General features: G+C 52.5%; 25 protein-coding genes. 16 read left to right on the top strand and 9 right to left on the bottom strand.

The window, feature by feature from the left end; all coding sequences use genetic code 11:
• Positions 1-244: 244 nt before the first annotated feature.
• A complete protein-coding gene (gene nrfA / locus ACF8D4_RS15745; protein ID WP_028780136.1) occupies positions 245-1,648 on the top strand; it encodes an ammonia-forming nitrite reductase cytochrome c552 subunit in 1,404 nt (467 codons plus the stop codon).
• A gap of 92 nt (positions 1,649-1,740) precedes the next feature.
• On the opposite strand, the gene ACF8D4_RS15750 is transcribed toward nrfA, so the two are convergent.
• Positions 1,741-2,283: a hydrolase gene (locus tag ACF8D4_RS15750; protein WP_044733845.1), complete on the bottom strand. Its 543-nt coding sequence runs from the start codon at positions 2,281-2,283 to the stop codon at positions 1,741-1,743.
• A 301-nt stretch (positions 2,284-2,584) separates the two neighbouring features.
• Here ACF8D4_RS15750 and glnK point away from each other — a divergent pair, with 301 nt between their 5' ends.
• The 4 genes from glnK (at position 2,585) to ACF8D4_RS15770 (ending at position 6,146) form a co-directional block, all read left to right on the top strand.
• Entirely contained in the window at positions 2,585-2,923 is a 339-nt protein-coding gene (gene glnK, locus ACF8D4_RS15755) for a P-II family nitrogen regulator (RefSeq protein WP_025011521.1), read from the top strand.
• Between the two features lie 10 nt (positions 2,924-2,933).
• Entirely contained in the window at positions 2,934-4,184 is a 1,251-nt protein-coding gene (locus ACF8D4_RS15760) for an ammonium transporter (protein WP_107006052.1), read from the top strand.
• A 269-nt stretch (positions 4,185-4,453) separates the two neighbouring features.
• On the top strand, positions 4,454-4,825 hold the full coding sequence (locus ACF8D4_RS15765) for a hypothetical protein (protein WP_243891840.1): 372 nt from the start codon (positions 4,454-4,456) through the stop codon (positions 4,823-4,825).
• Between the two features lie 166 nt (positions 4,826-4,991).
• Complete coding sequence (locus tag ACF8D4_RS15770; protein WP_144165217.1) at positions 4,992-6,146, top strand: tetratricopeptide repeat protein; 1,155 nt, start codon at positions 4,992-4,994, stop codon at positions 6,144-6,146.
• A 160-nt stretch (positions 6,147-6,306) separates the two neighbouring features.
• On the opposite strand, the gene ACF8D4_RS15775 is transcribed toward ACF8D4_RS15770, so the two are convergent.
• The 3 genes from ACF8D4_RS15775 to ACF8D4_RS15785 all read right to left on the bottom strand — a co-directional run bounded on the left by ACF8D4_RS15775 (position 6,307) and on the right by ACF8D4_RS15785 (position 9,438).
• Positions 6,307-7,596, bottom strand: coding sequence for a DUF4785 domain-containing protein (locus ACF8D4_RS15775; protein WP_107006050.1), 1,290 nt, complete (start codon positions 7,594-7,596; stop codon positions 6,307-6,309).
• 10 nt (positions 7,597-7,606) lie between these two features.
• Positions 7,607-8,464, bottom strand: coding sequence for a hypothetical protein (locus ACF8D4_RS15780; protein WP_107006049.1), 858 nt, complete (start codon positions 8,462-8,464; stop codon positions 7,607-7,609).
• A 230-nt stretch (positions 8,465-8,694) separates the two neighbouring features.
• Positions 8,695-9,438, bottom strand: coding sequence for a transporter substrate-binding domain-containing protein (locus ACF8D4_RS15785; protein ID WP_144165105.1), 744 nt, complete (start codon positions 9,436-9,438; stop codon positions 8,695-8,697).
• 283 nt (positions 9,439-9,721) lie between these two features.
• Here ACF8D4_RS15785 and aroG point away from each other — a divergent pair, with 283 nt between their 5' ends.
• Positions 9,722-10,777 carry a 3-deoxy-7-phosphoheptulonate synthase AroG gene (gene aroG / locus ACF8D4_RS15790; protein WP_304716360.1) on the top strand — a complete coding sequence of 352 codons (1,056 nt, stop codon included), beginning with the start codon at positions 9,722-9,724 and terminating at the stop codon, positions 10,775-10,777.
• Between the two features lie 38 nt (positions 10,778-10,815).
• Here aroG and ACF8D4_RS15795 read toward each other — a convergent pair whose 3' ends face one another.
• On the bottom strand, positions 10,816-10,989 hold the full coding sequence (locus tag ACF8D4_RS15795) for a hypothetical protein (protein WP_096142315.1): 174 nt from the start codon (positions 10,987-10,989) through the stop codon (positions 10,816-10,818).
• A 319-nt stretch (positions 10,990-11,308) separates the two neighbouring features.
• Between ACF8D4_RS15795 and ACF8D4_RS15800 the strand changes: the two genes are divergently transcribed.
• Together ACF8D4_RS15800 and ACF8D4_RS15805 are read left to right on the top strand one after the other, a co-directional pair.
• On the top strand, positions 11,309-13,114 hold the full coding sequence (locus tag ACF8D4_RS15800) for an ABC transporter ATP-binding protein/permease (RefSeq protein ID WP_208125591.1): 1,806 nt from the start codon (positions 11,309-11,311) through the stop codon (positions 13,112-13,114).
• Between the two features lie 60 nt (positions 13,115-13,174).
• The gene (locus ACF8D4_RS15805; protein ID WP_025011513.1) at positions 13,175-13,444 is read left to right on the top strand and encodes a hypothetical protein; all 270 of its coding nucleotides are present in this window, start codon (positions 13,175-13,177) and stop codon (positions 13,442-13,444) included.
• A gap of 13 nt (positions 13,445-13,457) precedes the next feature.
• Here ACF8D4_RS15805 and ACF8D4_RS15810 read toward each other — a convergent pair whose 3' ends face one another.
• The 3 genes from ACF8D4_RS15810 to ACF8D4_RS15820 form a co-directional block, all read right to left on the bottom strand.
• Entirely contained in the window at positions 13,458-13,670 is a 213-nt protein-coding gene (locus ACF8D4_RS15810; RefSeq protein WP_243889803.1) for a hypothetical protein, read from the bottom strand.
• 117 nt (positions 13,671-13,787) lie between these two features.
• Positions 13,788-15,278: an FMN-binding glutamate synthase family protein gene (locus ACF8D4_RS15815; RefSeq protein ID WP_144221055.1), complete on the bottom strand. Its 1,491-nt coding sequence runs from the start codon at positions 15,276-15,278 to the stop codon at positions 13,788-13,790.
• Positions 15,279-15,287: 9 nt separating this feature from the next.
• Complete coding sequence (locus ACF8D4_RS15820; protein ID WP_037466670.1) at positions 15,288-15,794, bottom strand: phosphoglycerate mutase family protein; 507 nt, start codon at positions 15,792-15,794, stop codon at positions 15,288-15,290.
• 137 nt (positions 15,795-15,931) lie between these two features.
• On the opposite strand from ACF8D4_RS15820, the gene ACF8D4_RS15825 reads away from it, so the two are divergent.
• The 3 genes from ACF8D4_RS15825 (at position 15,932) to ACF8D4_RS15835 (ending at position 17,978) form a co-directional block, all read left to right on the top strand.
• Positions 15,932-16,510 carry a DUF5610 domain-containing protein gene (locus ACF8D4_RS15825; RefSeq protein WP_044733869.1) on the top strand — a complete coding sequence of 193 codons (579 nt, stop codon included), beginning with the start codon at positions 15,932-15,934 and terminating at the stop codon, positions 16,508-16,510.
• Between the two features lie 114 nt (positions 16,511-16,624).
• Entirely contained in the window at positions 16,625-17,374 is a 750-nt protein-coding gene (locus ACF8D4_RS15830) for a ferredoxin--NADP reductase (protein ID WP_044733870.1), read from the top strand.
• A 13-nt stretch (positions 17,375-17,387) separates the two neighbouring features.
• Positions 17,388-17,978 (top strand): glutathione S-transferase N-terminal domain-containing protein, encoded by a 591-nt coding sequence (locus ACF8D4_RS15835; protein ID WP_221055865.1) that lies wholly within the window; start codon positions 17,388-17,390, stop codon positions 17,976-17,978.
• Here the strand turns inward: ACF8D4_RS15835 and ACF8D4_RS15840 are convergent.
• Positions 17,940-18,395 carry a hypothetical protein gene (locus tag ACF8D4_RS15840; protein WP_175472264.1) on the bottom strand — a complete coding sequence of 152 codons (456 nt, stop codon included), beginning with the start codon at positions 18,393-18,395 and terminating at the stop codon, positions 17,940-17,942. The genes ACF8D4_RS15835 and ACF8D4_RS15840 overlap by 39 nt on opposite strands.
• A 215-nt stretch (positions 18,396-18,610) precedes the next feature.
• On the opposite strand from ACF8D4_RS15840, the gene ACF8D4_RS15845 reads away from it, so the two are divergent.
• The 5 genes from ACF8D4_RS15845 (at position 18,611) to ACF8D4_RS15865 (ending at position 25,288) form a co-directional block, all read left to right on the top strand.
• Complete coding sequence (locus tag ACF8D4_RS15845) at positions 18,611-19,627, top strand: Fe(3+) ABC transporter substrate-binding protein (protein ID WP_107353215.1); 1,017 nt, start codon at positions 18,611-18,613, stop codon at positions 19,625-19,627.
• 39 nt (positions 19,628-19,666) lie between these two features.
• On the top strand, positions 19,667-21,298 hold the full coding sequence (locus tag ACF8D4_RS15850) for an iron ABC transporter permease (RefSeq protein WP_221059480.1): 1,632 nt from the start codon (positions 19,667-19,669) through the stop codon (positions 21,296-21,298).
• Entirely contained in the window at positions 21,295-22,338 is a 1,044-nt protein-coding gene (locus ACF8D4_RS15855; protein ID WP_221059746.1) for an ABC transporter ATP-binding protein, read from the top strand. The genes ACF8D4_RS15850 and ACF8D4_RS15855 overlap by 4 nt, the downstream gene beginning before the upstream one ends.
• 272 nt (positions 22,339-22,610) lie before the next feature.
• Positions 22,611-24,254: a gamma-glutamyltransferase gene (ggt, locus tag ACF8D4_RS15860; protein WP_226685229.1), complete on the top strand. Its 1,644-nt coding sequence runs from the start codon at positions 22,611-22,613 to the stop codon at positions 24,252-24,254.
• A gap of 98 nt (positions 24,255-24,352) precedes the next feature.
• Positions 24,353-25,288, top strand: a complete 936-nt coding sequence (locus ACF8D4_RS15865; protein WP_025886988.1) for a Dyp-type peroxidase — start codon at positions 24,353-24,355, stop codon at positions 25,286-25,288.
• Positions 25,289-25,322 lie beyond the last annotated feature (34 nt).

Raw genomic sequence — 25,322 nt, forward strand, 5'->3', positions numbered from 1 at the left:
CGCGCCGATAAGATTGTCGAGAATAAAAAAGGACTTGGGTCTCAGAGTTCTACATTAGCCAGCGCTTGAATACATTAACAAGAGTACAAAAATGTGAACAACATCGCCTTCACATTTTGATCTGGCGCAAACTTCGCTCCGGATACCCCCTAAGAGGTATATTTTTGGCGTATTCAAGCGGCTACTTTTGACTTTGGAGATGTCGTGGTTATTGCAAATAACGATAAAGTAACACGGAGATGAGATGGTGAAAAAATTAAGCCAAAAATCCTTTGCACTCAGTGCATTGGTCGCGGCAAGCGTAATGGCTGCCGGTGCGTTTGCGAGTGACAAGACCGAGCCTCGCAACGAAGTCTACAAAGACAAGTTCAAAAATCAATATGCCAGTTGGCATGACACTGCAAAGAGTTCTGAAATTGTTGACGTATTGGCAGAAGATCCCAACCTGGTGATCCTGTGGGCCGGTTATGGTTTCGCCAAGGACTACAATGCTCCTCGTGGCCACATTTATGCCGTGACCGATGTGCGCAACACCCTGCGTACCGGTGCGCCAAAGAGTGCCGAAGATGGTCCAATGCCAATGGCTTGCTGGAGCTGTAAGAGCCCGGATGTACCTCGCCTGATTGAAGAGCAGGGTGAAGATGGTTACTTCACCGGCAAGTGGGCCAAAGGTGGCCCTGAAGTGGTTAACGCCATAGGTTGTGGCGATTGTCACGAGAAAGGTTCGCCCAAGCTGCGTTTGGGCCGTCCTTTTGCCGAGCGCGCCATGGAGACCCTGGGTACGCCATTTGATAAGGCTTCCCGCAAAGACAAGCAATCCATGGTTTGTGGCCAGTGTCACGTAGAATACTACTTTGAGAAAGTGGAAGGCCGTAAGGGCTTTGTTAAGTTCCCATGGGATCAAGGCACTACAGTGGAATCCATGGAAGCTTACTACGATGCCATCGAGTTTGCCGACTGGACTCACGCTCTGTCCAAGACTCCTATGCTGAAGGCACAGCACCCAGGTTATGAAACCTGGCAGCTGGGGGTTCACGGTAAGAACAACGTGACCTGTGTTGACTGTCACATGCCGAAAGTAACCAACGACAAGGGTCGTAAGTTCACCGATCACAAAGTGGGTAATCCGTTCGACCGCTTCGAAGAAACCTGTGCTCAGTGCCACACTCAGAGCAAAGAGTTTATGGAGAACCTGACTGCCGAGCGTAAAGCCAAAGTTAAAGAGCTGAAGCTGAAGGCTGAAGATCAAATCGTCAAGGCACACTTCGAAGCTGCTGCCGCCTGGAAAGCCGGTGCGACCGAAGCCGAGATGAAGCCAATCCTGACTGATATCCGTCATGCTCAATGGCGCTGGGATTATGCTATCGCCTCTCACGGTGTCGCGGCTCACGCTCCTGATGAAGCGCTGCGGGTACTGGGTACTGCGGTTGACAAGGCTGCCAATGCCCGGGTGAAACTGGCGCAGCTGCTGGCCAAGAAAGGTATCACAGAGCCTGTCGCTCTGCCTGATATCTCCACCAAGGCCAAGGCTCAGGCTGCTCTGGGTATGGACATGAAGAAGATGGTTTCCGACAAGGAAGACTTCAAGAAAAATGTTCTGCCTAAGTGGGATGCTGAAGCCAAGAAGCGTGAAGCAACCTACAAGTAACAGTCGTTAACATAACAAAATGAAAAATCCCCGCACCGCGGGGATTTTTTATCTTACAAGCCAGCAGTGGTAGCCAGTGAGTGATTACAGGCTTATTTGATCAGCTTAAGCAGAGCCTTAAAGCGTTCACCTTCTGCCTGATGTTGCAGTTCAAACAATAAAGATTCGCTGTTGTTGAGCCTGGCTCCCTGCTGCTTCATCATCTCTATTCCCAAGCGTTTGTTGCTTTCACTGCGGGAGCTGACGGCATCGGCTATCAAGTGCACATAGAAACCCTGCTCGATAAGATCACCACAGGTTTGATAGACACAGACATGGGTCTCTATCCCGGCCAGCAGTACCTGTTTGCGGCCCGTGCTCAACAGTGCCTCACGGAACGCCGGGCAGTGCCAGCCACTGAAGTGATGCTTGGCAATCGGCGAAGTGGTCTTGGATAGCAGGGCAGCCAGCGACTCTGTCGTAGGGCCGAGCTTCTGTGGCAACTGTTCCAGCCAGAGCACTGGGATATCAAACAAGGCCGTGCCTTCTATCAGCATGGCCAGTTGTTGATGCAGCTGTTCACTCTTGTCCATTATCTGCGCCAGTTTGCCCTGAACATCCACTATGACCAGCACACATTCTTCCGCTTTTAACATCTTGTTCTCCTTTAGGTTGGTCTTAGGACAGGTGCAAACGAGTCCTTCTTTCTCTCCAGTCAACGACAGGACATTCAGTTAACGTCAGTACAGGGCTTAAGCCAATAGGCCTTAGGTCGTAGATGATTGCGCTTTTTTTGTGCGCATAAGCCTTACTTGCACTTAATTGGTGCATATCTGCAGCTCTTAACCTGGCCCGTAAAAGCTAACTCTTTATAAAACAAAAAATTAACATTTTGGCCTGATGCTTGAATTGCTTTTGGCATAACACCAATACAGCAAGGCGATTCTGGAGGTCTGGATGAAATTAGTCAGCGCAATCATTAAGCCGTTCAAGCTTGATGATGTCCGCGAAGCGATTGCGGGCATAGGCATTGAGGGGATGACGGTCACCGAAGTAAAAGGTTTTGGCCGACAAAAGGGGCATACAGAGCTCTATCGGGGAGCCGAGTATCAGGTGGACTTTCTGCCCAAGGTTAAGCTCGAGATTGCCACCAAGGCGGAGAATCTTGAGCACCTGCTGGAGGTCATCACCAACGCCGCCCATACCGGCAAGATAGGTGACGGCAAGATCTTTGTGACAGATCTGGAACAGGTTATCCGTATTCGTACGGGCGAAACAGACACAGAAGCGCTGTAAGGGGGAGAAGATGGAAGAACTGAGCAAATTGGGTACTACGGTCACAGAGCTGCGTTTTGCGCTGGACACCTTTTACTTTCTGATCTCCGGCGCGCTGGTGATGTGGATGGCGGCGGGTTTCGCCATGCTGGAGGCTGGGTTGGTGCGTTCCAAAAACACTACAGAGATACTCACCAAAAACATCTGTCTCTATTCAATCGCCTGTATCACCTACCTGATAGTGGGTTACAACATCATGTATGTGGACAATGGCGAGGGCGGCTGGCTGCCGAGCATCAGCACCTTGATAGGATCTCAAGCTGCTGACGCCGACCATGCGCTGGAGTCTGATTTCTTCTTCCAGGTGGTATTTGTGGCTACAGCCATGTCGATTGTTTCCGGCGCCGTGGCCGAGCGCATGCGCCTGTGGGCTTTCCTGGCATTCAGCCTGGTAATGACGGCAGTCATCTATCCGGTGGAAGGTTACTGGACCTGGGGCGGTGGTTTCCTTTCCGAAGCCGGCTTTGTCGACTTTGCCGGTAGCGGCATAGTGCATATGGCCGGTGCGGCCGCGGCCTTGGCCGGCGTCTTGCTGCTGGGGGCCCGTAAAGGTAAATATGGCGCCAATGGCCAGGTTAACCCTATCCCGGGATCCAACCTGCCGCTGGCAACCCTGGGGACTTTTATCCTCTGGATGGGTTGGTTCGGTTTCAACGGTGGTTCTCAGTTACTGGTCTCTGATGCCGAGAATGCCAGCGCCGTGGCCAAAGTCTTCGTCAACACCAATTCGGCGGCGGCCTTCGGCGCGGTATCTGCACTGATCGTCTGTAAGATGGTGTGGGGCAAGGCCGACTTGACCATGATACTCAATGGTACTTTGGCTGGTTTGGTGGCTATCACGGCCGATCCATTGTCGCCCTCTCTGCCTATGGCGGGTGTGATAGGCCTGGTAGCCGGCGGTTTGGTGGTGTTCTCCATCGTGGGCTTTGACCGCATCAAGGTAGATGATCCTGTCGGGGCTATCTCGGTGCACGGGGTCGCCGGTTTCTTCGGTTTGATGATGGTGCCTCTGTCCAATGCCGATGCCAGTGTGACAGGGCAACTGTTTGGCGCTGCGGTGATCTCTGCCTGGGTGTTCCTGGCGTCATTGCTGGTGTGGGGCGCCTTGAAAGTGACCATGGGGATCCGGGTGACCGAAGAGGAAGAATACAACGGTATGGACGCGTCGGATTGCGGTATCGATGCCTATCCTGAGTTTGTGACTGTCAAGAGCGCCAATTGATAAGCCAAGAACGCCAGTTGAAAGGCCAGGCACGCCAGCTGATAAGCCATGAGTGTTCTTGAGAGACCAGGCAAGCTTCCTTTATCTTTAAGCCATCTCTTGTGAGGTGGCTTTTGGTTAGAGCTGGCTTTGGGGTTACCGGCCTTGTGGTTACCTGGCTTGGGGGGAGTCGGCCAGGAAAAGCGCATTTTGCGGCTATGGCGCTTGATGACAGACGCTCTTGGGGGCAGACTGAAAGCAGAAACAGCCTGGAGCCTAAGGGGATGGCGATGAAGACTCTCAGTGTAATGAAGCTGACCGGTACTTTTCTCTGCACTTTGTGCAGCACCTTGCTGTGGCTTGGCAATGCCGAGGCAGGTCAAGTGGTGGTTCGTGATGCCAGTGAGCCCTTCGATGCCTTTGCCGTCAGGGATGAATTACTGCGTCAGCATGAGTGGCAGGAACTACTGCGCTCGCAGCAGCAACTGGAGATCCTCCGCAGCCTGCCTGCCATATGTGTTCCTTACATGCGCCCCTATCGCTACTTTTCCTGCGATGGCCATTTTTATCGCCCCTATCTTTACCGGCAACAGCAGCTCTATATAGGGATCCCCAAGCCGGGTTTCGAAGTTATCGCTCCCGGGAATGAAGGCTTGAACTAGGGGATATTCACATTTTGTCACCCTTTGGCGCGGCAGGAGTGGCCAGTCTGACTTAAGCTTTCAGTAAAGAAGCCTTAACTCAGGAGGCCTTATGTTCTCAGGCACTTTCTCAAGCGCTTTCTCCGGCTCTCTCACTCGTGTTCTCTCTGGCGCTCTATCCGCTACCATGTTGAGTCGCTTAATTGGTGCGGTTTTGCTGCTGCTATTTTGCGGTTGCAACAGTACCCCGGTGCCAAGCAAGATGGCCCTTGGCAGCCTGTTTCAGGATAACCAATTCAAAGAGGTTGGGAATATCCCCGAGCCCGCCGAATTATTCGCCTTGCCTACCGAGGCGGTGCAGTTGCTCAGAGGTGCCTATAGCCGCAGCGCACTCATCTCCAATCAGGAGTTGGCCCACGAGTGGTTGGCTGACTATATCCATGCCGACAAGGGCGGCTTTCGCTATCAGGACAACTACACCCGCACCGCCGCCGAAACCTTTCACGACAGGGCCGGAAACTGCATGTCACTGGTGATCCTGACGGCGGCCATGGCGCAACAACTGGGGATAGAGGTTGAATTTCGTGATGTGGAAGTGCCCCCGGTCTGGGATCGTCAAGGCGCCTTTTATCTGGTCAATGGTCATATCAACCTCAAGCTATACCCGCCCAAGAATAATCATGTCTTCCATGTCACCGAGCGTTCCATCCTGGTGGATTTCATGCCAGAGCGTGCTGTGCGCAGCTATAAGGTCAATAAGATCAGCCAAGGTACTGTGGTCGCCATGTATTACAACAATGCGGCGGCCGAGGCATTGATCAATGAGAATTGGGATCTCGCATACGGCTTGCTGAAAAAGAGCCTGCAACAGCAGAGTCTGTTTATTCCGGCGCTCAACAGCCTGGCGGTGCTCTATCGCGCCAGGGGCATGGAACAGATGGCCGAGCGGGTCTACCGCTATGCGTTGACGCTTGAGCCGGAAAACATGACTACCCTCTATAACCTGGCGGTCATGCTGAGCAGCCAGGACAGACTGGATGAATGGGCCGAAGTGCACAAGGTACTGGAGCTTGCCCGGATCCGTAATCCTTATTATTACTATGATATGGCGCAACAAGCCTACATGGATAGCCAATATGACGAGGCACTGAGTTGGTATCGAAGAGCGATTGAGAAGGCGGATTATCGTCACGAGTTTTACTTTGGTTTGTCTAGAACCTATTGGGCAAAAGGGGACTCCGACCGGGCGAAGAGCAATCTGCAAAAGGCGTTGGCGCTGGCCGGTGACGGCGAGCAGAAAAAACGCTATCAGGCCAAGTTGCATGCGATGGAAGGGCATTGATTCAAAAGCTTGGCTGAAAGAGTGGGGTTATAAAGGCGCAATTAGTTGCAGCCAAGCTGCAGAGTAAAAAGCCCGATGCTGACATCTGCATCGGGCTTTGTTGCTTTTGGGCTATGAGTTGCTTTCTGGCTATAAGTTTCTCTCTACCTGAAAGTTGGCCTTAAAGGGCATCTAAACTCAGCGCCTTATCACGGTAACTCAAGCGCACCATCTGCCCCATATCCTTGAGCTCAACTGCCCTGACACCATAGGGCGGCTTTAAGCCCGAATTTTGGATTAGCTCAAGGTTTAGAGGCAACTGCAGACTGTTTTGCTCTTGTGTCAGCCAGGCTGCGCTTTCACTCTGCAGTATGGCGATTTCCCGCCCCTGGGAGTCCATCCCTGTGAGTATTGCCGACACCCCAAAACGACCACTTTGGGCCAGCTCCAGCGTAAAGTTGAGGGCACTTGGCAGACCATTTTGCCAACCAACTTTGATTTCGGGTACCAGCCGCGCCGATGGATAGAACTGCTTGAAGGCGGTCTTGACTGTTCGTCGTACCAAGGTGTTATCCACCTGTGTCTCAATATCGACCACCAATTCACTGAAACCCGCATTGCTTGAGGGCATGGGCAGCTGCTCATTTTGCAGTCGCCAGCTGTTGCCACTTTGGCTGAGTTGCAGTGGGGTTTGCTCGCCGCTTGCTTGCTGCAGCCGGGCACTGGCCAAACGAGGTGAACCCATGGCCTTATCGTTCTCAAGCGCCAGCTCCAACTCGAGATGGGTGTTGGCCTCGAGTGATGATGGGGTGCTTAACTTGAGACGATAGGCAGACCCTTTCTCTTTGACATTGACGAGATAGTTGTCAGTGGCGGTCAGCGCTGCGGCGACCTGCAGGCGATAGAGACCGGGCTTGATATCTGAGCTCAGCAACAGGGCACTGGAGTCATCATCCATCCCGGCGCTGGCCAGAGACTCAGAGTCTACGGCGCGGCGGATAAGACGCTTGTTCTCAGTTTTGCCTGCGGCCGAGCTGAGTTGAACTGCGTCCGGAGCAATGCTCTTGGGGGCAGTCGGGGCGCCGCTGCTTTTATCCCAGCGAGGAGCCAGACGGATAACGCTGCTGCCTTGGGTTAATGGCAGCTCTATGCCCTGGTTAAGCTCGGCGCCTGTAACCATCAACCAGTATTCATCACTGCTGGCACTGGCGGTTTTGTCCGGCAGCTGGGCTTGATACTCCCCTGACAGCGCCCTGACAAAGCTGACATCTTCCCTGGAAGTATTCAAGGGCGGCAATTGCCCTGTATCTAGCTCTTCTGAAGCCTTGATATCGCTTGTCTGGGGCGGCACCATGGCCAAGGTCAGGCTTTTGGGCTGCTGGTTCTGTTCTACCTTGGCATCATCCTGGCAACCCGTGAGGCTCAGGAGTATCGCTGCCAGCAGCGGTGTCTTGCTGATATGCATCTTCATACTTACGTCCTCAGATATGATTGCGCAGAAGGGTGTCGAGATTAAAACAGGCCCGGCGGCTTTGATGGTGACTCAAAGGTTCTCTGTCACGGGTTTTCTGCTTATCGGTAAACCAGACACTGCCGGCGGCACTCTGGGAGCTGCACTCAAGAAAACCGTCGGAGCAGTTATCCAGCCAGTTTTGGGTAGTCTCCAACCCGACCTGGTACTGATAGCCGCCGCAATAGCTGTCGCTGTCCCAAACTGCCGACTCCACGTCCGAGCCGACAACAGCTTCAAAAGGCTTACCCAGAGAAGGGCGCCCGGCTGTGCCGTACAGCCATTGACTGTTGTATTGCGCCATCCAACCCACTTGCTGCTGTTTGACGGCATCGCTGTCGTAACCGAGCAGCCAGCCGAGACTGGTTTCAAACACATTGCCTTGAGTGACGGCATCGGCCAGTGGGGTACCGGCACTGGAAGGAGCCAGCGCTATCACTCGGCTGATGCTGTTGATCACAGCTGGATAACGCCCATCCCAGGTGGGATTGGACAAGACCCAGCGCACTATGTTGCCGCCATTGGAGTGGGTGATGAGGATCAGTTGATCCAGATTGCGGGCGTTGATAAAGCTCTGCAGCTGAGCGACCAGACAGCCGGCAGCGGCCTCATCCCACATATATTGTTCGAAGTCACAGTTGATGACCTGATAGTTACTCGGGGTGCTGATACCTTGACGAACTGAATCGACAAACTCGCGGGTCCAGTAATCGTTCAGGGCATCGGTTTGTTTTCCTGTTCCATGGACAAAGGCGACGCCGGTGGCGCCATGACTCAGGGAGCAGACACTACAAAGACCCAACATCATTAGGGTGGTGGATATTTTCATGTCGCATTTCTCTTGTTGATTGTCATTATTTTGTTGAACGGATAAGTATGCTCATCCACTAATTAAGCTAACTTCGATATGTTAAGGCGGCAAGACTTTATGCGGAATATTTGATTGTCTGAAGAGGGTTTAATGTGGGATTGTGTTTGAATTTCAGCTTTGACTTTATTTATCTGCTGCTTTTTCAGATAAATAAAGCCTGATGGAAAACTACTCGGGTTTGAATATTGTCAGTCATCAAACTGTGGTGGTTCGGCCAGAATACGCTCGGCAACTCCCTGCTCATAAAGCCACTCGATACCGGCGGTTATTTCGGCGGCTATCTCAGGATCCCGGCAAGCCAGAAAGCGTGGGGCCTCTTCGAACAGCGATACTTCCCTTACAGGAGGAAGTGAGTCCTTTTTCTCAGCAAGTTTTTGATAGTTATAGGCAAAAATTCGCCTTTCCAACACTATTGCCTCAACTCTATTCCCCAGCAACATAGCCACCTGATTACTCTGATTGGCAATTTCACTGTAATCCGGATTCAGGCGGGCCATCTTGGCAAATTCCGCTCCCAGGTAATGGCTGGCATTTTGAAAGGCCGCCAGGCGTATATGGGCGAGATCGGCGACTTGCTCAATGATTCTCTGGTTATCGGCGAGCAGAAAGATGCTGTTTTGGTAACTGAGCAGGCTCGGGTTGTAGTGCATCCCTTTGAGTCCGGGCGGAGCATTGATAAGACAATCGACCTGGCCGGCCAACAGCAGCCGCAAGGCGCGTTTGGGGGGCGTAAAAGCGATATCTCCCAAGGTGAGTTGCCTGTGTTGCAAGGCTTGTTTCAGTAACTGGTATTGGATGCCGTTGTGGCGGTCTTCAGTAAAGAAAGGCGCGATGGAGAAACTGGTGGAAAAGGTCACCGACCGATTGGCCTGCGACTTGGCTTGGGCAAGAGGCATCAGCATGAGTACAGATAGCAGACAGAGTCGGATCACAGTTGGCCTTGGGTTACTGGGTATCAGGTGTAATTATAATTCGGTTCCTGGGGCCTATAGGCTGTTTGCCTGCCCATTGGTTGCTGAACATCTCTTTCGTTTGCAATATCACACTTAAAGAATTTTTTATTAAATCATAAGATTGCCATACAAAAAACAATAAAAGGGCAGATTTGCCTGTAAACCCATATAAGTCAATTGCATTGGTTGAATATAACGGATAGATTGAATCTGTTATCCAAAACAAGAGATTCTTATCAATAGCCGGAGTAGTGTGACATTTATGTATTACCAGAATGATGATGTACGGATTAATGAAGTTAAAGAGTTACTGCCACCGATAGCCATTCTGGAACGATTTCCGGCAACCGAGCGCGCTTCCTCAACTGTCTTTAAGGCCAGGGAAAATATTCACAGAATTCTTCAGGGACAGGATGATCGCCTGCTGGTGGTGATAGGGCCATGCTCTATTCACGACCCTGAAGCGGCGTTGGAGTATGGTGAGCGTCTGGCCAAGCTCAGAACGGCCTATCAGGATCAACTGGAAGTGGTGATGCGGGTTTATTTTGAAAAACCCAGAACGACAGTGGGCTGGAAGGGGCTGATTAACGATCCATACATGGATAACAGCTTCAAGCTCAACGACGGCCTAAGAACTGCCCGCAAACTGCTGCTCGAATTGAATGACAGCCAGGTGCCAACCGCGGGTGAGTTTCTCGATATGATCACCCCGCAGTATATGGCCGACCTCATGTGTTGGGGCGCTATCGGAGCCCGTACCACAGAGTCCCAGGTTCATCGGGAGTTGGCATCGGGCCTCTCTTGCCCTGTGGGATTCAAAAACGGTACAGATGGCACCACCAAGGTGGCGATAGATGCCATTGGGGCCGCCAGTGCGCCACACCATTTCCTGTCTGTGACCAAGTTTGGCCATTCGGCGATTGTGTCAACCAAGGGGAATGATGACTGCCATATCATTCTGCGCGGTGGACGCGAGCCCAACTACAGCTCGGCCCATGTAACCCAGATATGTTCTCAGCTTGAGAGTGCCGGTTTGAAACCCAAGGTGATGATTGATTTCAGCCATGCTAACTCCAGTAAGGACTTTCGGCGTCAGATGTTGGTAGCTGAAGATGTCTGCGGCCAGATTGCCGCCAAACAGCAGGCAATTTTTGGGGTGATGGTGGAGAGTCATCTGGTGGAAGGACGTCAGGATCTCAAACCCGGACAGCCTCTTTGTTATGGCCAGAGCATTACCGATGCCTGCATAGGTTGGGATGATACAGAGAGGCTGCTGTCAATGCTCAACGACAGCGTGCTTAAACGCCGTCAGGGTTGAATGTTTCTACTACATAGATAAAGGCGCCATCGGCGCCTTTATTTTTGGGCTTGCTGTGCCAAATATTCGTTGGCTTTGGCCAGACTGCCAAAGGAAGCTATCAGGTTGTTACGGCCTTTTTCCTGGATCTCGGGGTTGCCTGATTCGATCATCATCCATACCCAGGTTTGGATCAGCGGCAGGGGCGGGTATTGAACTTTTGAATCCAACATAAGATTTCCTTCAAAATATACGGTAAAAATCGGTGCGGGCCGGTTTGTTTGACATTTTTTGAACACTTGTTGCTGCCCGTACTCAATAGCTGGAAAGAGTACCAAATTCTTTTTTCATGCATAACCATCTTTCGCTTCTTTGAGGTGATTTTGGCGATAAAAATTCCGTTACTAGTCATTTAGTCTAGGTCTAATGTTATTTTTGTCATTCTAAAGTGCTAGTTGCTGTGATTATTTCCGAGTGGGCAGCCAAACAGATCGCAGACTTGAGTCCTGGTCACTGCTACACTCGAGTCACTCTTTTCCCCTGGCAAGATGTATGCGTCCAACTCTCTACTTTGAAGGTCCCGTCGATAAGCTCAACTGGCAAGTGCTCAAACTTCTCTGGCCCTATCTGCTGGAATACAAGGGCCGGATTATCCTGGCGCTGTCGTGTCTTGTTGTGGGAAAGCTCGCCAGTGTCGGCTTGCCTTTCCTGCTGAAGCATTTGGTAGACGGCCTTGGCGGCGAACAAACGGCGCAGCTGTTGGCCGTGCCCTTGGCGTTGGTTTTGGCTTATGGCGGCTTGAGATTGGTTAATGCACTCACAGGGGAGATCAGGGATACCCTCTTTGGCAGGGTAACAGAGAGAGCGATACGGCGCCTTGGGTTGCAGGTATTTGAACATCTGCACCGGCTGGATCTTGGGTTCCATCTCGACAGACGCACTGGCGGATTATCGAGGGACATAGAGCGCGGCACCAGCGGCATCAGTTTTCTGATGCGCTTTATGGTGTTCAACATAGTGCCTACCTTGCTGGAAATCCTGATGGTAGTGGCCATTTTGCTGTGGAATTACGGCATCTGGTTTGCGCTGATTACCTTCTGCTCCGTGTTGGCCTATGGCCTGTTCTCTGTGATAGCCACCGAGTGGCGCACCGCCTATGTACGTGAGGCGGCAAAGGCCGACTCTGTATCCAATACCCGTGCTATCGACAGTTTGCTTAACTATGAAACCGTCAAGTACTTCAATAATGAAGCCTATGAGGCGAATGAGTATGACAAGGCTTTGGCGGATTGGGAGGTGGCCAAACGCAAGAATCGCTTGTCGCTGTTTGCTCTAAATGCCGGTCAGGCCACCATTATTGCTGTTGCCATGACCTTGATGCTGGGGCTCGCGGCTTTTGAAGTGACCCGGGGACAGATGACAGTGGGTGATTTTGTGTTGATCAACGCCTTTATGATGCAACTCTTTATGCCGCTCAACTTCCTGGGTTTTGTGTATCGTGAGATTCGTGGAGCCTTGGCCAATATTGAAAGGATGTTCTCGCTGCTGGATAAGACTCCGCTGGTAAAAGACAACCCAGCGGCCAAGGATATCGTGCCGACAGAGGGCCGAGTCAGTTTTGAGTCGGTTGGCTTTGGCTATGGTGACAGGGAGATACTCAAGGGCGTGAGTTTTGAGATAGAACCCGGGCAGAAGGTGGCTGTAGTGGGTGAAAGCGGCGCCGGTAAATCGACGTTGGTACGCTTGCTGTTCCGTTTTTACGATGTCAGCCAAGGGGCAATTCGGGTCGATGGTATAGATATTCGCGACATGACCCAAGATGCACTGCGCCGGGCCATCGCCATAGTGCCTCAGGATACAGTGCTGTTTAACGATACTCTGTTTGAAAACATTCGCTATGGCCGCCCCGATGCTTCTGACGCCGAGATTTGGCAGGCGATAGAGTTGGCCCATCTGAAGCAGTTTGTTGAGACATTACCACAGCAGGCTCAGACCAAGGTGGGAGAGAGAGGCATGAAACTCTCCGGCGGTGAAAAGCAGCGAGTGGCTATTGCCAGGGCGATATTGAAGCGCTCGCCGATACTGATCTTCGATGAAGCCACCTCGTCACTGGACAGCCGCTCCGAGAGGGCTATTCTCAAGGCGCTCGATGAAGTTGCCAAGGGCCATACCAGTCTGGTGATTGCCCACAGGCTGTCGACTGTGGTGGATGCCGATAAAATCTTAGTGTTGCATCAAGGTCGGTTGGTTGAGTCCGGCACCCACGACCACCTGTTGGCCGCCGATGGATATTATGCTCGTTTGTGGCGGATCCAGCACACAAAACAGGCAGATGAGTCGGTGCAAGTTCAGCATTGATTCAGGCTGGCTGCCGCATACTTGATACTCCGAAGTAGCGTCAGCCTGGGGGCAGCACAGATGGAAAACATTGTATTGCAGGTCAATATCGAAGGAATGCAGGACAAAGTCCGTACAGACTGGAACAGTTTGGCAGATAATCTGAAAAAGCGGGGTATGGACGAAGTTGCCCTCAATCAACTGCATACCGAGTTACGTGCCGGACTGAGAGTTTCCACCCGTGGCCTGACTCTGTCTATGGTATCTGCGGAAACCTTTAATGCGGCGTTGGAAGGGATTATCAGTGAGTCAAGAAAGCAGGCTCAGTCGCAAGGGGTTTTGCGCAGCTGAGCCTGAGTGGATCCTATTTCTTGGTTTGGTTGCGGTTGGCTTGCCAGCCGTCGCACAGTAGGTTGAAACCATTTTTCGCTTCGTTTACCGGCGTCAGTTCAGTTATTTTACCGCCGCGATAACAGAGCATCTCTCCCTCAATCTCAATCAAACGGCTGCAATTCTTGCAGCTGAGCGATGCAGTTTTGCTCGTTTCCGGCTTGGGGACCTGACTGACAAATGTCATTTTCACTTCAAAATCCTCTGGAAGTGGCAAGTCTTGACTAGGAGTAAGATCTTACCACTTTTGTGACATAACGCACAATCTACCCACTATTATACTTTAGTGACAGCTAAATTATCTTTATTGATCGAAGTGAGCGTAATATTTATCCAAGGACACAGACAGACCATTTTGAGTGACGACTCTGACATGATGTGGCTTGAGCTGTCTTGGGTCACTGACTCCACAGGAATGGGCCAGCATCCCCAGGTCATGGTGTAATGCCTTGTTGTAGTTGGCGACTCGGGTGGATTTGTCTCTGGGATCCAAACCCTGTTGCAGCTTCTTGTTGTGGGTGGTTATCCCGGTAGGGCAGGTATCCTTGTTGCACTGCAATGCCTGAATACATCCCAGCGCAAACATGTTACCTCTGGCAGAGGCGATGAAGTCTGCGCCAAGAGCCAGTGCCCAGGCGACTCTGGAAGGGGTGATCAGCTTGCCCGAGGCAATCACTTTAATCCTCTGCTTCAATCCATGGCGGCGAAGATGATCCACCAGCAATGGCAGACTCTCTTTCAGCGGCAGGCCAACGTAATCCATCAGAGTTTGCGGCGCCGCGCCTGTGCCGCCATCGGCGCTGTCGAGGGTGAAGAAGTCGGGAGCCGATTCATGGCCGCGTTGGTTAATCTCTTCCAGAAAATCTTCCAACCAGTGGATATCACCCAAGACTGCCTTGATCCCTGTGGGTTTGCCTGTCACTTGCCTGACTCTGGCTATCATGTCGAGAATGTCGCCGACATGGTGAAATTCAATATGACCATTGGGACTGATGGAGTCCTGTCCGACAGGGATGCCGCGAATGGTGGCTATCTCTTCGGTTACTTTCACCCCGGGAAGAATTCCGCCTTTGCCTGGCTTGGCTCCCTGACTGAGTTTGATTTCGAACATCTTCACCTGAGAGTGAGCGGCCACTTCCCTGAGCTTGTCATCATCCAGGTGGCCTTCGGCATTGCGAACACCGTATTTGGCGGTACCTATCTGAAACACCAGATCGCAATTTCCCTTGAGATGGTGGGCGCTGAGGCCGCCTTCCCCTGTGTTGAGCCAGCATCCTGCCTGAGCTGCACCATGGGAAAGGGCGGTAACAGCCGGGCGGGAGAGGGCGCCAAAGCTCATGGCGGAAATATGGCAAATGGCGCTGGTGGCAAAGGGATGTTCACAGTCCGGGCCAATAACCACAGGCGCTGGTGGCACAACGTCTTGATCCAGCGTTGGGAAGGCCGTATTCATAAACATGATACTGCCGTTGGCTTCCAGTGGCCTGGTGGAGCCGAAGGCTATGGTGCGATCAACATTTTTCGCCGCCCGATATACCCAACTACGCTCGGCGCGATTAAAGGGAAGTTCTTCCCGATCGAGGGCAAAAAAGTACTGGCGGAAGAATTCGCCCATTTTCTCGAAGAAATATCTGAATCGGCCTACAACAGGGTAGTTATGCCGCACCGCCTGCTTGGTTTGCATCACATCGGCGATATACATGTAAGTGATCACCAAAAGCCCTAAGCCGACGACTATCAGAAACAGGCCGGAAAACAGTTCCAGCCCCCACATAAACCAGTTTTGCTCGCGCATCTTCTATCCTTATTGACTGCCAAAGTGGGTGGTTACCAGGCCTGTGGGCCCCTGTTCTCCCAAGGTGAGAATAAACAGTTGGTCGTATTGCTGCTCATTCAGGCTAACCAGGGGGCCACCCAGAGCCTTAATGATGGCCGGAACTGTATTGCTGTGGCCGGCGATCAGCACATTGCCTTGGCTGGCTTTAACCGCATCAGCTATGGCATTGATGTGAGCCTCCAAGCCGGCTTTGGCTGGAAACACTTCTATCCTGAGTTGTTTGGCTGTTGCAATCGGCGCCAGGGTTTCCTGAGTACGGCGAAACTCACTCGACATTAGCCTTTGCAGTTGGGTGTCCCGTAATGCCTCGGCCAGAGCCTCGGCTCGCGCTTTACCGGCGGCTGTCAGCCCGGGATCGGTTCCCTGGGCTTTTTCCGCGTGCCTAACCAGAAATATGGTTTGATTGGTGTCAGCGGCAAGGGATGGCAAGCTAAAAAACACAGAAAGACAAAGCAGTAGGAAAATTCTTACCATTTTTATTTCCTATCAAATACTTAAATAGCATGCGGGATCATAGCTCAGACTATCGGTCTGGGTAAACAATCGCTAAACTAATTACTGAACTGGTCGATAATTAACCTGAGATACGCTTTTCATACGAGGAAACCAAGATGGAAATCCGCAATCATGGCGCTCAGGTATCTGAGGTGGCCAAGGACAAGACCCAACAACTGGACGGGAATCATGGCAAGGCGGTATCTGAAGTCGCCAGCAGCAAGAGCGCCCGCCATGTCAGCCAGCAGTTGATGAATAACGCTATTCTGGCGGCGCAGGAGGAGGTAAGCCTCAATAGCGGCAACGAACCCATGAGTCTCTTATATCGCGCCGCGATTGAGGCCATCAATGAAGAACTGGCACCTTACATGGGGGAAAATGCCCTGCAGCAGGTGCAGGATCAGCAGATAGATACTTCTCCCGAGGCCACGGCCGACAGAATTGTCAGTTTTGCCACTCAGTTCTTCAGTGTCTACCAGCAGCAAAATTCCAGCATGGACTTTGACAGTCAGCTGTCCGGTTTTATGGACGTTATAGGCGGCGCTATAGATCAGGGCTTTAAAGAGGCGACGGATATTCTCTCCGGGCTCAAGGTGCTGGAAGGCGATATCAAGGCCGGGGTAGATGAAACTTACTCCCTGGTACAGCAAGGGTTGCAGGCATTCAGAGACAGCTTTAGCACAGAGCAGGAATAATTGAGCTCACGCGAAACCTTACCTGCAGATAACACCCCTCACTATGAGGGGTTTTTGTTGGCTGAATATGGAGTTATGCTGCAATAATCGTCTTGTGTTACCTAAGGAGAAGCTATGTGGACTGAAGGCCGGGTCATTGAGCGTATCGATTGGAACAGCAAGTTATTCAGCCTGAGGATAGCCGCCGAGATAGCGCCGTTTATTGCCGGCCAGTTTATCAAGCTCAGTCAGGTGCGGGATGATAAACGTATCGCCCGGGCCTATTCTCTGGTGAATGCCCCCGGGACTGACTATCTTGAAATACTGGCGGTGGCGGTAGATCAAGGCCAGTTGTCGCCAGACCTGCAATCTTTGCAGCCGGGTGACAGTATTAGTGTGACAGACAAAGCCACCGGCTTTATGACCCTGGATGAGATCCCTAAAGGGGAATTACAGGGGCGCCACCTGTGGTTTTTGGCAACAGGTACTGCTGTGGGGCCGTTTCTTTCCATGCTGGATACTCAGGAGCCTTGGCAACGGTTTGATAAAGTGGTTCTGGTTTACGGGGTAAGAGAAGTGCAGGATCTCGCCTATCTCGATAAGATCCGCGGCTATCAACAGACCTATCACGAGCAATTTGTGTTTGTGCCCAGTGTCACTCGTGAAGACTTTGACGGTGCGCTGCGTTGTCGCATCCCGGATGGGTTGCAAAGCGGTGAGATAGAGGCCAAGGCCGGGCTGAGCATAAGTGCAAAGGACTCGCAATTGATGCTTTGTGGTAATCCCGGAATGATCCAGGGGGCTACGGCGGCACTTATCGATAAAGGCTTGGCCAAAAACCTGCGCCGGGCCCCCGGACAGATAACAGTCGAAAAATACTGGTAACAGGAGAGTCTGGATGCAGCTCTATTACTCTACAGCTTCGCCTTATGCTCGCGTGGTCAGGGTCATTGCCCGCGAGCTGGGTTTGGCGCTGGATGAAAAGCTGGTCAATCCCTTCGATAACAGTGACGAGTTACTGTCAGTTAACCCCTTGGGGAAAATTCCCTGTCTGCTTTTGGACGATGGCGCCGCACTGTTCGACAGCGAAGTCATTGCCCGCTTCCTGGACGACAGATTCGGCCAGGATCGTTTCTTTGGGCCATCCAGAAACTGGGCCTATGAGTGCCAGTTCTCACTGCTTAAAGGCGCGCTGGATAGCGCCGTTGGCCTAAGGCAGGAACAGATGCGTGAAGAGGAGGGGGTTCGTTCTCCTTTCTGGAGCGGCCGTTTCGAGCAGGCCCTGCTCAGAGCCTTGATGGAGGTGGAGCGTCAGGGAATCATCGCGAGCGGTCCACTCGATGCCAGGCAGGTGCTGCTATTGGTGCTACTCGAATACCTTGATTTTCGTCATCCGGATCTCGATTGGCGTAAAGTAGTGCCTGCCCTGGCACACTGGCAGGAATCGGCGTCACTCAGGCAGAGTTTCCGAGATACTCGTCCTGGATGATTTCTCGGTAATTTGCGGTTTGGCCAAGTCCGAGTAACGCCTGCCCTTGGGGTTGTCCCTGCGGTTGGTTTCACCGAAGGCACCGTAGAGATCATGGCTCATGCCATAATCCAGTCGTCGGTCGCTGAAGGGAACCCTTCTATCTTCATGATGTTGATACTTGCAGTCGCATTGGCTGCAATCACACTCAGGCAAGGGAAGCCTGGGCGCCTCCTTCGACAAAAAACGCTTGCCTTCAAGCACTCTTATCGCCTGGCAGGCAGTTGGTGTCAACATTATGGAGACACAGTGATACTGCTTTTCCTGCGGCGTAACAGGTTTGGCCAGCCGTCGCTTTCCTGGCCTTAATCTGTGGCGGAACAGAAACAATATCAGTAGCAAAGACACCACAGCCAGCAAGATTTCCAACATATCCAAGGCGTTTTCCCCCTCGCCATGCATGGGTTTTAAGGTTCAGTTTAGTTTAGTTTGCGACAATTCGGCCGATTCCAATCGCTTTGCTCCCAGCCGCTGCCATTCTGTCTATTTCATTTGTATTCCCCTTGCCAGAATTTTTGCACTAGGCTGAAAACAAAGTGGATTAGAAATAGTTCTCATTAAATTACTCATCCCAACATGGAGTGCCGAAGAATATGAGCTACAAAACAGGTCTGATACTTTGCAGTGCGTTGGCCGCATCCAGCCTGACGCTGCCGGTGGCCGCCGCCGGAGAGGTGACGGTTTATTCCTATCGTCAGGAGTTTTTGGTCAAGCCCATTCTGGATGACTTCAGTCAGGCTACCGGGGTGAAGGTTAATTTTGTGTTTGCCAAAGATGGCATCGCCGATAGATTGGCCCGTGAAGGACGTTTGTCACCGGCGGATCTGGTGCTGACGTCTGACTTTTCCCGTTTGCAGGAATTGGTGGACAAGCAGTTGGTCAAACAGGTGGAAAGCGACACGCTCAAGCAGAATATTCCGGCCCAATACCGGGATCCAGAAGGAAACTGGTACGCCCTAACCATGAGAGTGCGTAATCTCTATTCCAGCAAGGAGCGCCTCGGGCCGCTGGCGATCAACTATGAAGACCTGGCCGATGCCCGCTACAAGGGCAAGGTTTGTATGCGTAGTGGCAAGCATCCCTACAATATAGCGCTGGTGGCCTCCATGATAGCCCACCATGGTGAAGCCGATGCCAAGAGTTGGCTTCAGGGGCTGAAGAGTAACTTGGCCCGTAAGCCTCAGGGTAACGACAGGGCGCAGGTGCAGGCGGTAAAAGAAGGCTTGTGTGATATCGCCATCGGTAACAGCTATTACTATGGCAAGATGCTGCAAGACCCCAAACAGCGGCCATGGGCCGAAGCGGCGGTGATCAACTTCCCGAACCAGGAAAATCGCGGTGCCCATATCAATGTCTCGGGTATGGCGCTGGCCAAGCATGCACCTAACTCGGCCGATGCCCTCAAGTTGATGGAGTATCTGTCTTCGGATGCTGCCCAGCAGAGCTATGCCGAGGTCAATATGGAATATCCGGTCAAGGCCGATGTGCCTGTCTCAGAACTGGTGGCATCCTGGGGAGACTTTAAAGCCGATGACTTGCCTGTCTACAAATTGGCAGAGCACCATCAGGCGGCGCTGAGACTGCTCGATGAGGTTAAGTTTGATCTCTGAGCTTGAAGGCGTTTCTGCAAAGGTTATGGGGGAATAGCGGTGATCCTGACCTTCTCCAAGGGCTGGTCGTGGGCGGGGTTTACCGTCTGCGGCCTTATGGTGGCGCCTTTGCTGGCGCTGGTCATGCAGGCATTAGAACCGGGCGAAACCCGCTTTGGGCAGATGTTTGCCACTGTGTTGCCGTCATACATAGCCAATACCTTCTGGCTGATGTTGGGGGTGAGTGTCGGCAGTCTGCTTTTGGCGGTGCCGGCTGCCTGGCTGGTGGCGCGCTGTGAGTTTCGGGGTCGGCGCCTGTTCCAGTGGGCTCTGTTGTTGCCGCTGGCCATGCCGGCCTATATCGTCGCTTATGTGTATACCGATCTACTGGATTATGCCGGGCCTGTGCAACGGTTTTTACGCACAAGTTTTGGTTGGCAATCGGTAACCGACTACTGGTTTCCCGATATTCGAACTCTGGGCGGCGCCACTGTGATGTTGTCGCTGGTACTCTTCCCCTACGTTTACCTCTTGGGGCGCACCGCGTTTCTGGAGCAATCCTTAAGTTTGCAGCATGCAGCCAAGGTGATGGGCTGCTCGCCATGGCAGAGTTTCTGGCGTTTGTCGCTGCCAATGGCGCGCCCGGCGCTGGCGGCCGGGGTCGCCCTGGTGGCCATGGAGACCATGGCTGACTTGGCGACGGTCAATTATTTTGCGGTATCCACCCTGACCACGGCTGTTTACGACACCTGGCGAGCCTATGGTGACTTGGCGGCCGCGGCTAAAATTTCGCTATTGATGTTGCTTGGTGTCTTTACTCTGTTTGCGCTGGAGCGTATGGCGAGGCGTAAACAGCAATTATTTCAAAAACAGCTGTTGCTGGAGGCACCAGAGCCATACCGGCTCAAAGGTTGGCGTGAGTGGTTGGCGCTCGGCTACTGCTCGCTGTTGCTGCTGTTGGCGTTTGTTTTACCATTTGTCATTCTCGGCAGTTACGCCTTGGATTACTGGCAAAAGAGCTGGAACAGTGACTTTTGGCAGTACAGTCTCAACAGCCTAACGGTCGCCGCCATCAGCAGTGTATTGTGTTTGCTCTTGGCTATCCTCTTGATGTTCATTCGCCGACTGAGTCCGCGAAAGTGGGACATACTGCCATCCCGTCTGGTCAGTACCGGCTACGCTCTGCCGGGCACTGTGCTGGCGATTGCCGTGCTTATTCCGCTGACCTGGCTCGATTTCAGAATCGATGATCTCTATGCCCTGTTCGAGCGCCAAGGCCCGGGGCTCTTGTTCACCGGCAGTATCGCCGCCCTGGTGCTGGCGTTTTGTATTCGCTTTGCCGCCATCGCCATCGGCAGCATAGAGAGCAGTTACAAACGGCTGTCGCCTTCTCTCGACATGGCGGCCATCAGCCTGGGCAAGACACCGGGTAAAGTACTGGCATTAATCCATCTGCCATTGCTGCGCAGCGGTATTTTTGCCGCTCTGCTACTGGTATTTATCGAGGCGATGAAAGAGTTGCCGGCTGCCTTGCTGTTAAGCCCTGTCGGGTTTCACAACCTGGCTACCCAAGTGTTCCAATACGTCTCTGATGAGCAGTTGGAGCAGGGGGCGCTGGCGGCTATTGTCATTGTGTTGGTGGGGCTGGTGCCCTTGATTTATCTCAACCGTTCGCTGGAGCAAAACAACTGATGTCGACCCTGAGTGTCAAGCAACTCCACAGCCATTATGGCGCCCAGCAGGTGCTCAAAGGGCTGAGCATTACCTTGCAAACCGGTGAAATTGCCGCCCTGCTCGGACCCAGTGGTTGTGGTAAAACGACTCTGCTCAGAGCCATTGCCGGACTGCAGCCGGTCTCCGCCGGTGAAATTCATATCAGCGGCCGTGCAGTAACCACGGATAAGCTGCAGGTTCCGGGAGAGGAGCGTGGCGTGGGGATGATCTTTCAGGACTATGCCCTGTTTCCCCACTTGACGGTCGCGCAGAATATCCTCTTTGGTGTCAAGGGATTGAACAAGGCGCAGCGTCTGAGCCGGCTCGAGGAGATGTTGGAGTTGGTCAAGCTCCCGGGGCTTGCTGAACGTTATCCCCACGAGTTGTCCGGCGGTCAACAGCAGAGGGTGTCGATTGCCAGGGCGCTTGCCTATGAACCTGAACTGCTGTTGTTGGATGAACCCTTCTCCAATATAGATGCCCAGGTGCGCGGCGAGCTTATGCTGGAGATTCGCGCGATCCTCAAGAGCCGTAACGTCAGCGCCGTATTTGTGACCCACAGTAAGGATGAGGCCTTTGTTTTTGCCGATACCCTGGCGCTGTTTGAAGATGGGAAAATAGTGCAGCAAGGCAGTGCTGAAACTCTCTATGCCAACCCGGTCAATCGCTATGTGGCGGACTTTCTCGGCAGCGGTAATTATCTTAAGGCCCTGGTCAGCTGCGAACACTGTGTCGATACTCAAATCGGTCGACTTAAAAGCTCTTTGCCCCATGGTTTGCCACTGAACTGGCAGGGCGAGTTGTTGCTGCGGCCACAGCAGTTGGAGTTACGACCCGACGAACAGGGCCTGGCCGTGGTTACCGAGCGGCGTTTTCTGGGCAATGTTTGCCATTATGATGTGCAGCAAGAGGGCGTCATACTCGAGGTTCGTAGTCATCAGGTACAGTTTTCTCCAGGGCAGAGAGTCAGGCTGTCGGCACTGGAACATCCGTTGGTGTTGTTCGGCAATGGTTGTTAACAACAATTGTTTCATAAGTTTGCTGTGGGTGATAATTTGTTTGTCTCTGTGTTATACCAAGCAATCGGTTTGATTGAACTCATCATAGGTATTCACTGAACCCCGGACTCGCCCATGCGCCGCTCCGGGATGAGAGCGGAGGCGAGATGCATAACTACAGCAATAATAAAATGCAGGACGCACAAGGGATACGGAATATCAGCAACAGCTCATGTCGTCAGCTGTTACTCGGCGTCATCGGGAGTTTGGCTGTTTTCTGCAGCACGGGAAGCATGGCGATGGACAGAATCACGGGCGCGGCCTTTGCGAGCCGCTCTGAAGTCTATGCGGTCAATGGCATGGCGGCAACCAGCCAACCACTGGCGACTCAGGTGGCGGTCGATATTCTCAAGCAAGGAGGCAGTGCCGTAGATGCCGCGATTGCCGCCAATGCCATGCTGGGGTTGGTGGAGCCTACTGGCTCTGGCATAGGCGGCGATCTTTTTGCCATTGTCTGGAGCGCCAAAGAGCAGCGGCTCTATGGGCTCAATGCGTCTGGCCGCAGTCCGGCGTCTCTGACGCTGGAGATGCTCAAGGCCAAAGGGCTTGAGCATCTGCCGCCTTATGGGCCTTTGCCCGTATCCGTGCCCGGTGCCGTGGATGGCTGGTATGAACTGCATGACAAGTTCGGCAAATTGCCCATGAAGGATAACCTGGCGCCGGCTATTCATTATGCCCGTGAAGGATTTCCGGTTTCCGAGCTCATCGCCTTCTATCTGGCTCGCAGCGGTGACAAGCTGGCCAAATACCCGGGGTTTAAAGAAACCTATATGCCAGGCGGCCGCATGCCGGCCGTCGGTGAATTGTTTCGAAACCCGGCTTTGGCAAACAGCTATGAAAAAATTGCCAAGGGGGGCCGGGATGTCTTTTACAAAGGAGAGATAGCCCGCAGTATTGCCGCTTATATGCAACAACAGGGCGGTTATCTTTCCTATGAAGATCTCGCTTCTCACAAGAGTGAGTGGGTCGAGCCTGTATCGGTTAATTATCGGGGCTATGATATCTGGGAGCTGCCGCCCAACGGCCAGGGAATAGCGGCACTGCAGATCCTTAAAACCCTGGAGCCATTTAATCTCAAGGCCATGGGGCTGGACAGCGCCGAATATGTGCATCATTTCGTGGAAGCAAAAAAGCTGGCGTTTGCCGACCGAGCCAAGTTCTACGCCGACATGGACTTTGCCAAAGTGCCGGTAGCCTCACTTATCTCCAAAGAATACAACTACGCCAGAGCCAAGCTTATCGATGCTGACAAAGCCGCCGCCAGTGTTGAGCCGGGTAATCCCAATCTTTTACACGGCGATACCATCTATCTCACTACCGCCGATAAAGAAGGCAATATGGTGTCTCTCATCCAGAGCAATTATCGTGGCATGGGCTCAGGCATGACGCCTCCGGATTTGGGATTTGTGTTACAGGACAGGGGCCAGCTGTTTGATCTCACTCCCGGGCGTGCTAACTCCTATGCACCGGGTAAGAGACCGTTTCATACCATAATTCCGGCCTTTGTCACCAAAGATGGCAAGCCTTGGCTCAGCTTTGGCGTCATGGGGGGAGCCACCCAACCCCAGATGCACGCTCAGATCATGATTAATCTGATTGATTTTGGCCTCAACCTGCAGGAGGCGGGCGATGCTCCAAGAATACTGCATACAGGTTCCAGCCAACCGACCGGCGAGCAGATGACAGATGGCGGTTATATCAGTCTCGAGTCGGGCTTTTCCATGGAAACCCGCCGTGAGCTGATGAAAAAGGGGCATACTTTGAGTGATTCTCTCGGAGCTTTTGGTGGTTATCAGGCCATAGGCGTCAATGTTGAAAGCGGTGTTTATCGGGGAGCGTCCGAGTCCCGTAAAGACGGGCAGGCATCAGGTTATTGAAAGCAATCGGCAAAAACGTGCGTGAGCTAATTCAAATTAATGCTCAAGTTGCGGATAATAAGGCCGAAGATGAATTAATCTGAAAGGGTAGATTGCAAATGGATACACAGGTTATGCCACGGGAACAACTGGGAATCTGCGCTGAGGGAAATCTGCACAGCGTTTATCTGATGTTCAATGCCAACGAAGGCGGAGAGTCACAACTGCGTCCTTGCCTGGCCAATGTCGCCCAGTATTTGTATGAGCTGGCAGATCAGTATGCCGACAGTGCCTTTAACGCCTTTGTGGCGATTGGTGCCAACTTTTGGGATCACCTCTATCCGGGAAGCAGACCGGCTGAACTCAGGCCATTCCCTGCGATGGAGTCGGGTAACCGGGATGCGCCTGCGATAGAGTTCGATATTTTTATTCACCTGCGTTGTGATCGCCTGGATATTCTTCATCTGGTAGCCAATGAGGTCAACGAAATGCTGGAAGGGTTGGCTGAACTGGAAGAGGAGGAGCGCGGGTTCCGCTTTATGGACAGCCGCGATCTGACCGGTTTTGTCGATGGCACAGAAAACCCCAAGGGCAGAGGCCGTCAAGCTGTGGCCCTGGTAGGTGATGAAGACGATGCATTTCGCGGCGGTAGCTACATTCATGTACAGAAATATGTCCATAATCTGAGTAAGTGGCACAGACTGCCGCAGAAAAAGCAGGAAGACATCATAGGCCGCACCAAGCAGGACAACATAGAGTACGCCTCGGAAGACAAACCGCTGACGGCACATATCAAGCGGGTAAATCTCAAGTATGACAATGGTGAGTCGATGGAGATCCTGCGTCAGAGCATGCCCTATGGTTCTGTAAAACAGCAGGGTTTGATGTTTATTTCCACCTGTAAGACACCTAACCATTTTGAAAAGATGCTTCACAGTATGGTTTTCGGTGACGGAGAAGGACACCATGATCACCTGATGCACTTTACTCAGGCGGTAACTGGTTCCTCTTTCTTTGCCCCATCTCTGGATTTCATGATCCAGTTTGATGATTAATAGCGCGATAAAAACAAAAACGCCCCTCATTGAA

Origin of the sequence: Shewanella sp. YQ_9 (assembly GCF_043103185.1) — a bacterium.
Lineage (GTDB): Bacteria > Pseudomonadota > Gammaproteobacteria > Enterobacterales > Shewanellaceae > Shewanella > Shewanella algae.

Excerpts from the sequence above, each read along its gene's own strand:
- ACF8D4_RS15750 (WP_044733845.1), bottom strand. The coding sequence starts at position 2,283 with ATGTTAAAAGCGGAAGAATGTGTGCTGGTCATAGTGGATGTTCAGGGC.
- aroG (WP_304716360.1), top strand. The coding sequence starts at position 9,722 with ATGTATTACCAGAATGATGATGTACGGATTAATGAAGTTAAAGAGTTA.
- ACF8D4_RS15835 (WP_221055865.1), top strand. The coding sequence starts at position 17,388 with ATGCAGCTCTATTACTCTACAGCTTCGCCTTATGCTCGCGTGGTCAGG.
- ACF8D4_RS15845 (WP_107353215.1), top strand. The coding sequence starts at position 18,611 with ATGAGCTACAAAACAGGTCTGATACTTTGCAGTGCGTTGGCCGCATCC.
- ACF8D4_RS15775 (WP_107006050.1), bottom strand. The coding sequence starts at position 7,596 with ATGAAGATGCATATCAGCAAGACACCGCTGCTGGCAGCGATACTCCTG.
- ACF8D4_RS15820 (WP_037466670.1), bottom strand. The coding sequence starts at position 15,794 with ATGGTAAGAATTTTCCTACTGCTTTGTCTTTCTGTGTTTTTTAGCTTG.
- ACF8D4_RS15815 (WP_144221055.1), bottom strand. The coding sequence starts at position 15,278 with ATGCGCGAGCAAAACTGGTTTATGTGGGGGCTGGAACTGTTTTCCGGC.
- nrfA (WP_028780136.1), top strand. The coding sequence starts at position 245 with ATGGTGAAAAAATTAAGCCAAAAATCCTTTGCACTCAGTGCATTGGTC.
- ACF8D4_RS15800 (WP_208125591.1), top strand. The coding sequence starts at position 11,309 with ATGCGTCCAACTCTCTACTTTGAAGGTCCCGTCGATAAGCTCAACTGG.
- ACF8D4_RS15810 (WP_243889803.1), bottom strand. The coding sequence starts at position 13,670 with ATGACATTTGTCAGTCAGGTCCCCAAGCCGGAAACGAGCAAAACTGCA.
- ACF8D4_RS15795 (WP_096142315.1), bottom strand. The coding sequence starts at position 10,989 with ATGTTGGATTCAAAAGTTCAATACCCGCCCCTGCCGCTGATCCAAACC.
- ACF8D4_RS15805 (WP_025011513.1), top strand. The coding sequence starts at position 13,175 with ATGGAAAACATTGTATTGCAGGTCAATATCGAAGGAATGCAGGACAAA.
- ACF8D4_RS15765 (WP_243891840.1), top strand. The coding sequence starts at position 4,454 with ATGAAGACTCTCAGTGTAATGAAGCTGACCGGTACTTTTCTCTGCACT.
- ACF8D4_RS15830 (WP_044733870.1), top strand. The coding sequence starts at position 16,625 with ATGTGGACTGAAGGCCGGGTCATTGAGCGTATCGATTGGAACAGCAAG.
- ACF8D4_RS15865 (WP_025886988.1), top strand. The coding sequence starts at position 24,353 with ATGGATACACAGGTTATGCCACGGGAACAACTGGGAATCTGCGCTGAG.
- ACF8D4_RS15760 (WP_107006052.1), top strand. The coding sequence starts at position 2,934 with ATGGAAGAACTGAGCAAATTGGGTACTACGGTCACAGAGCTGCGTTTT.
- ggt (WP_226685229.1), top strand. The coding sequence starts at position 22,611 with ATGGCGATGGACAGAATCACGGGCGCGGCCTTTGCGAGCCGCTCTGAA.
- ACF8D4_RS15825 (WP_044733869.1), top strand. The coding sequence starts at position 15,932 with ATGGAAATCCGCAATCATGGCGCTCAGGTATCTGAGGTGGCCAAGGAC.
- ACF8D4_RS15780 (WP_107006049.1), bottom strand. The coding sequence starts at position 8,464 with ATGAAAATATCCACCACCCTAATGATGTTGGGTCTTTGTAGTGTCTGC.
- ACF8D4_RS15770 (WP_144165217.1), top strand. The coding sequence starts at position 4,992 with ATGTTGAGTCGCTTAATTGGTGCGGTTTTGCTGCTGCTATTTTGCGGT.
- glnK (WP_025011521.1), top strand. The coding sequence starts at position 2,585 with ATGAAATTAGTCAGCGCAATCATTAAGCCGTTCAAGCTTGATGATGTC.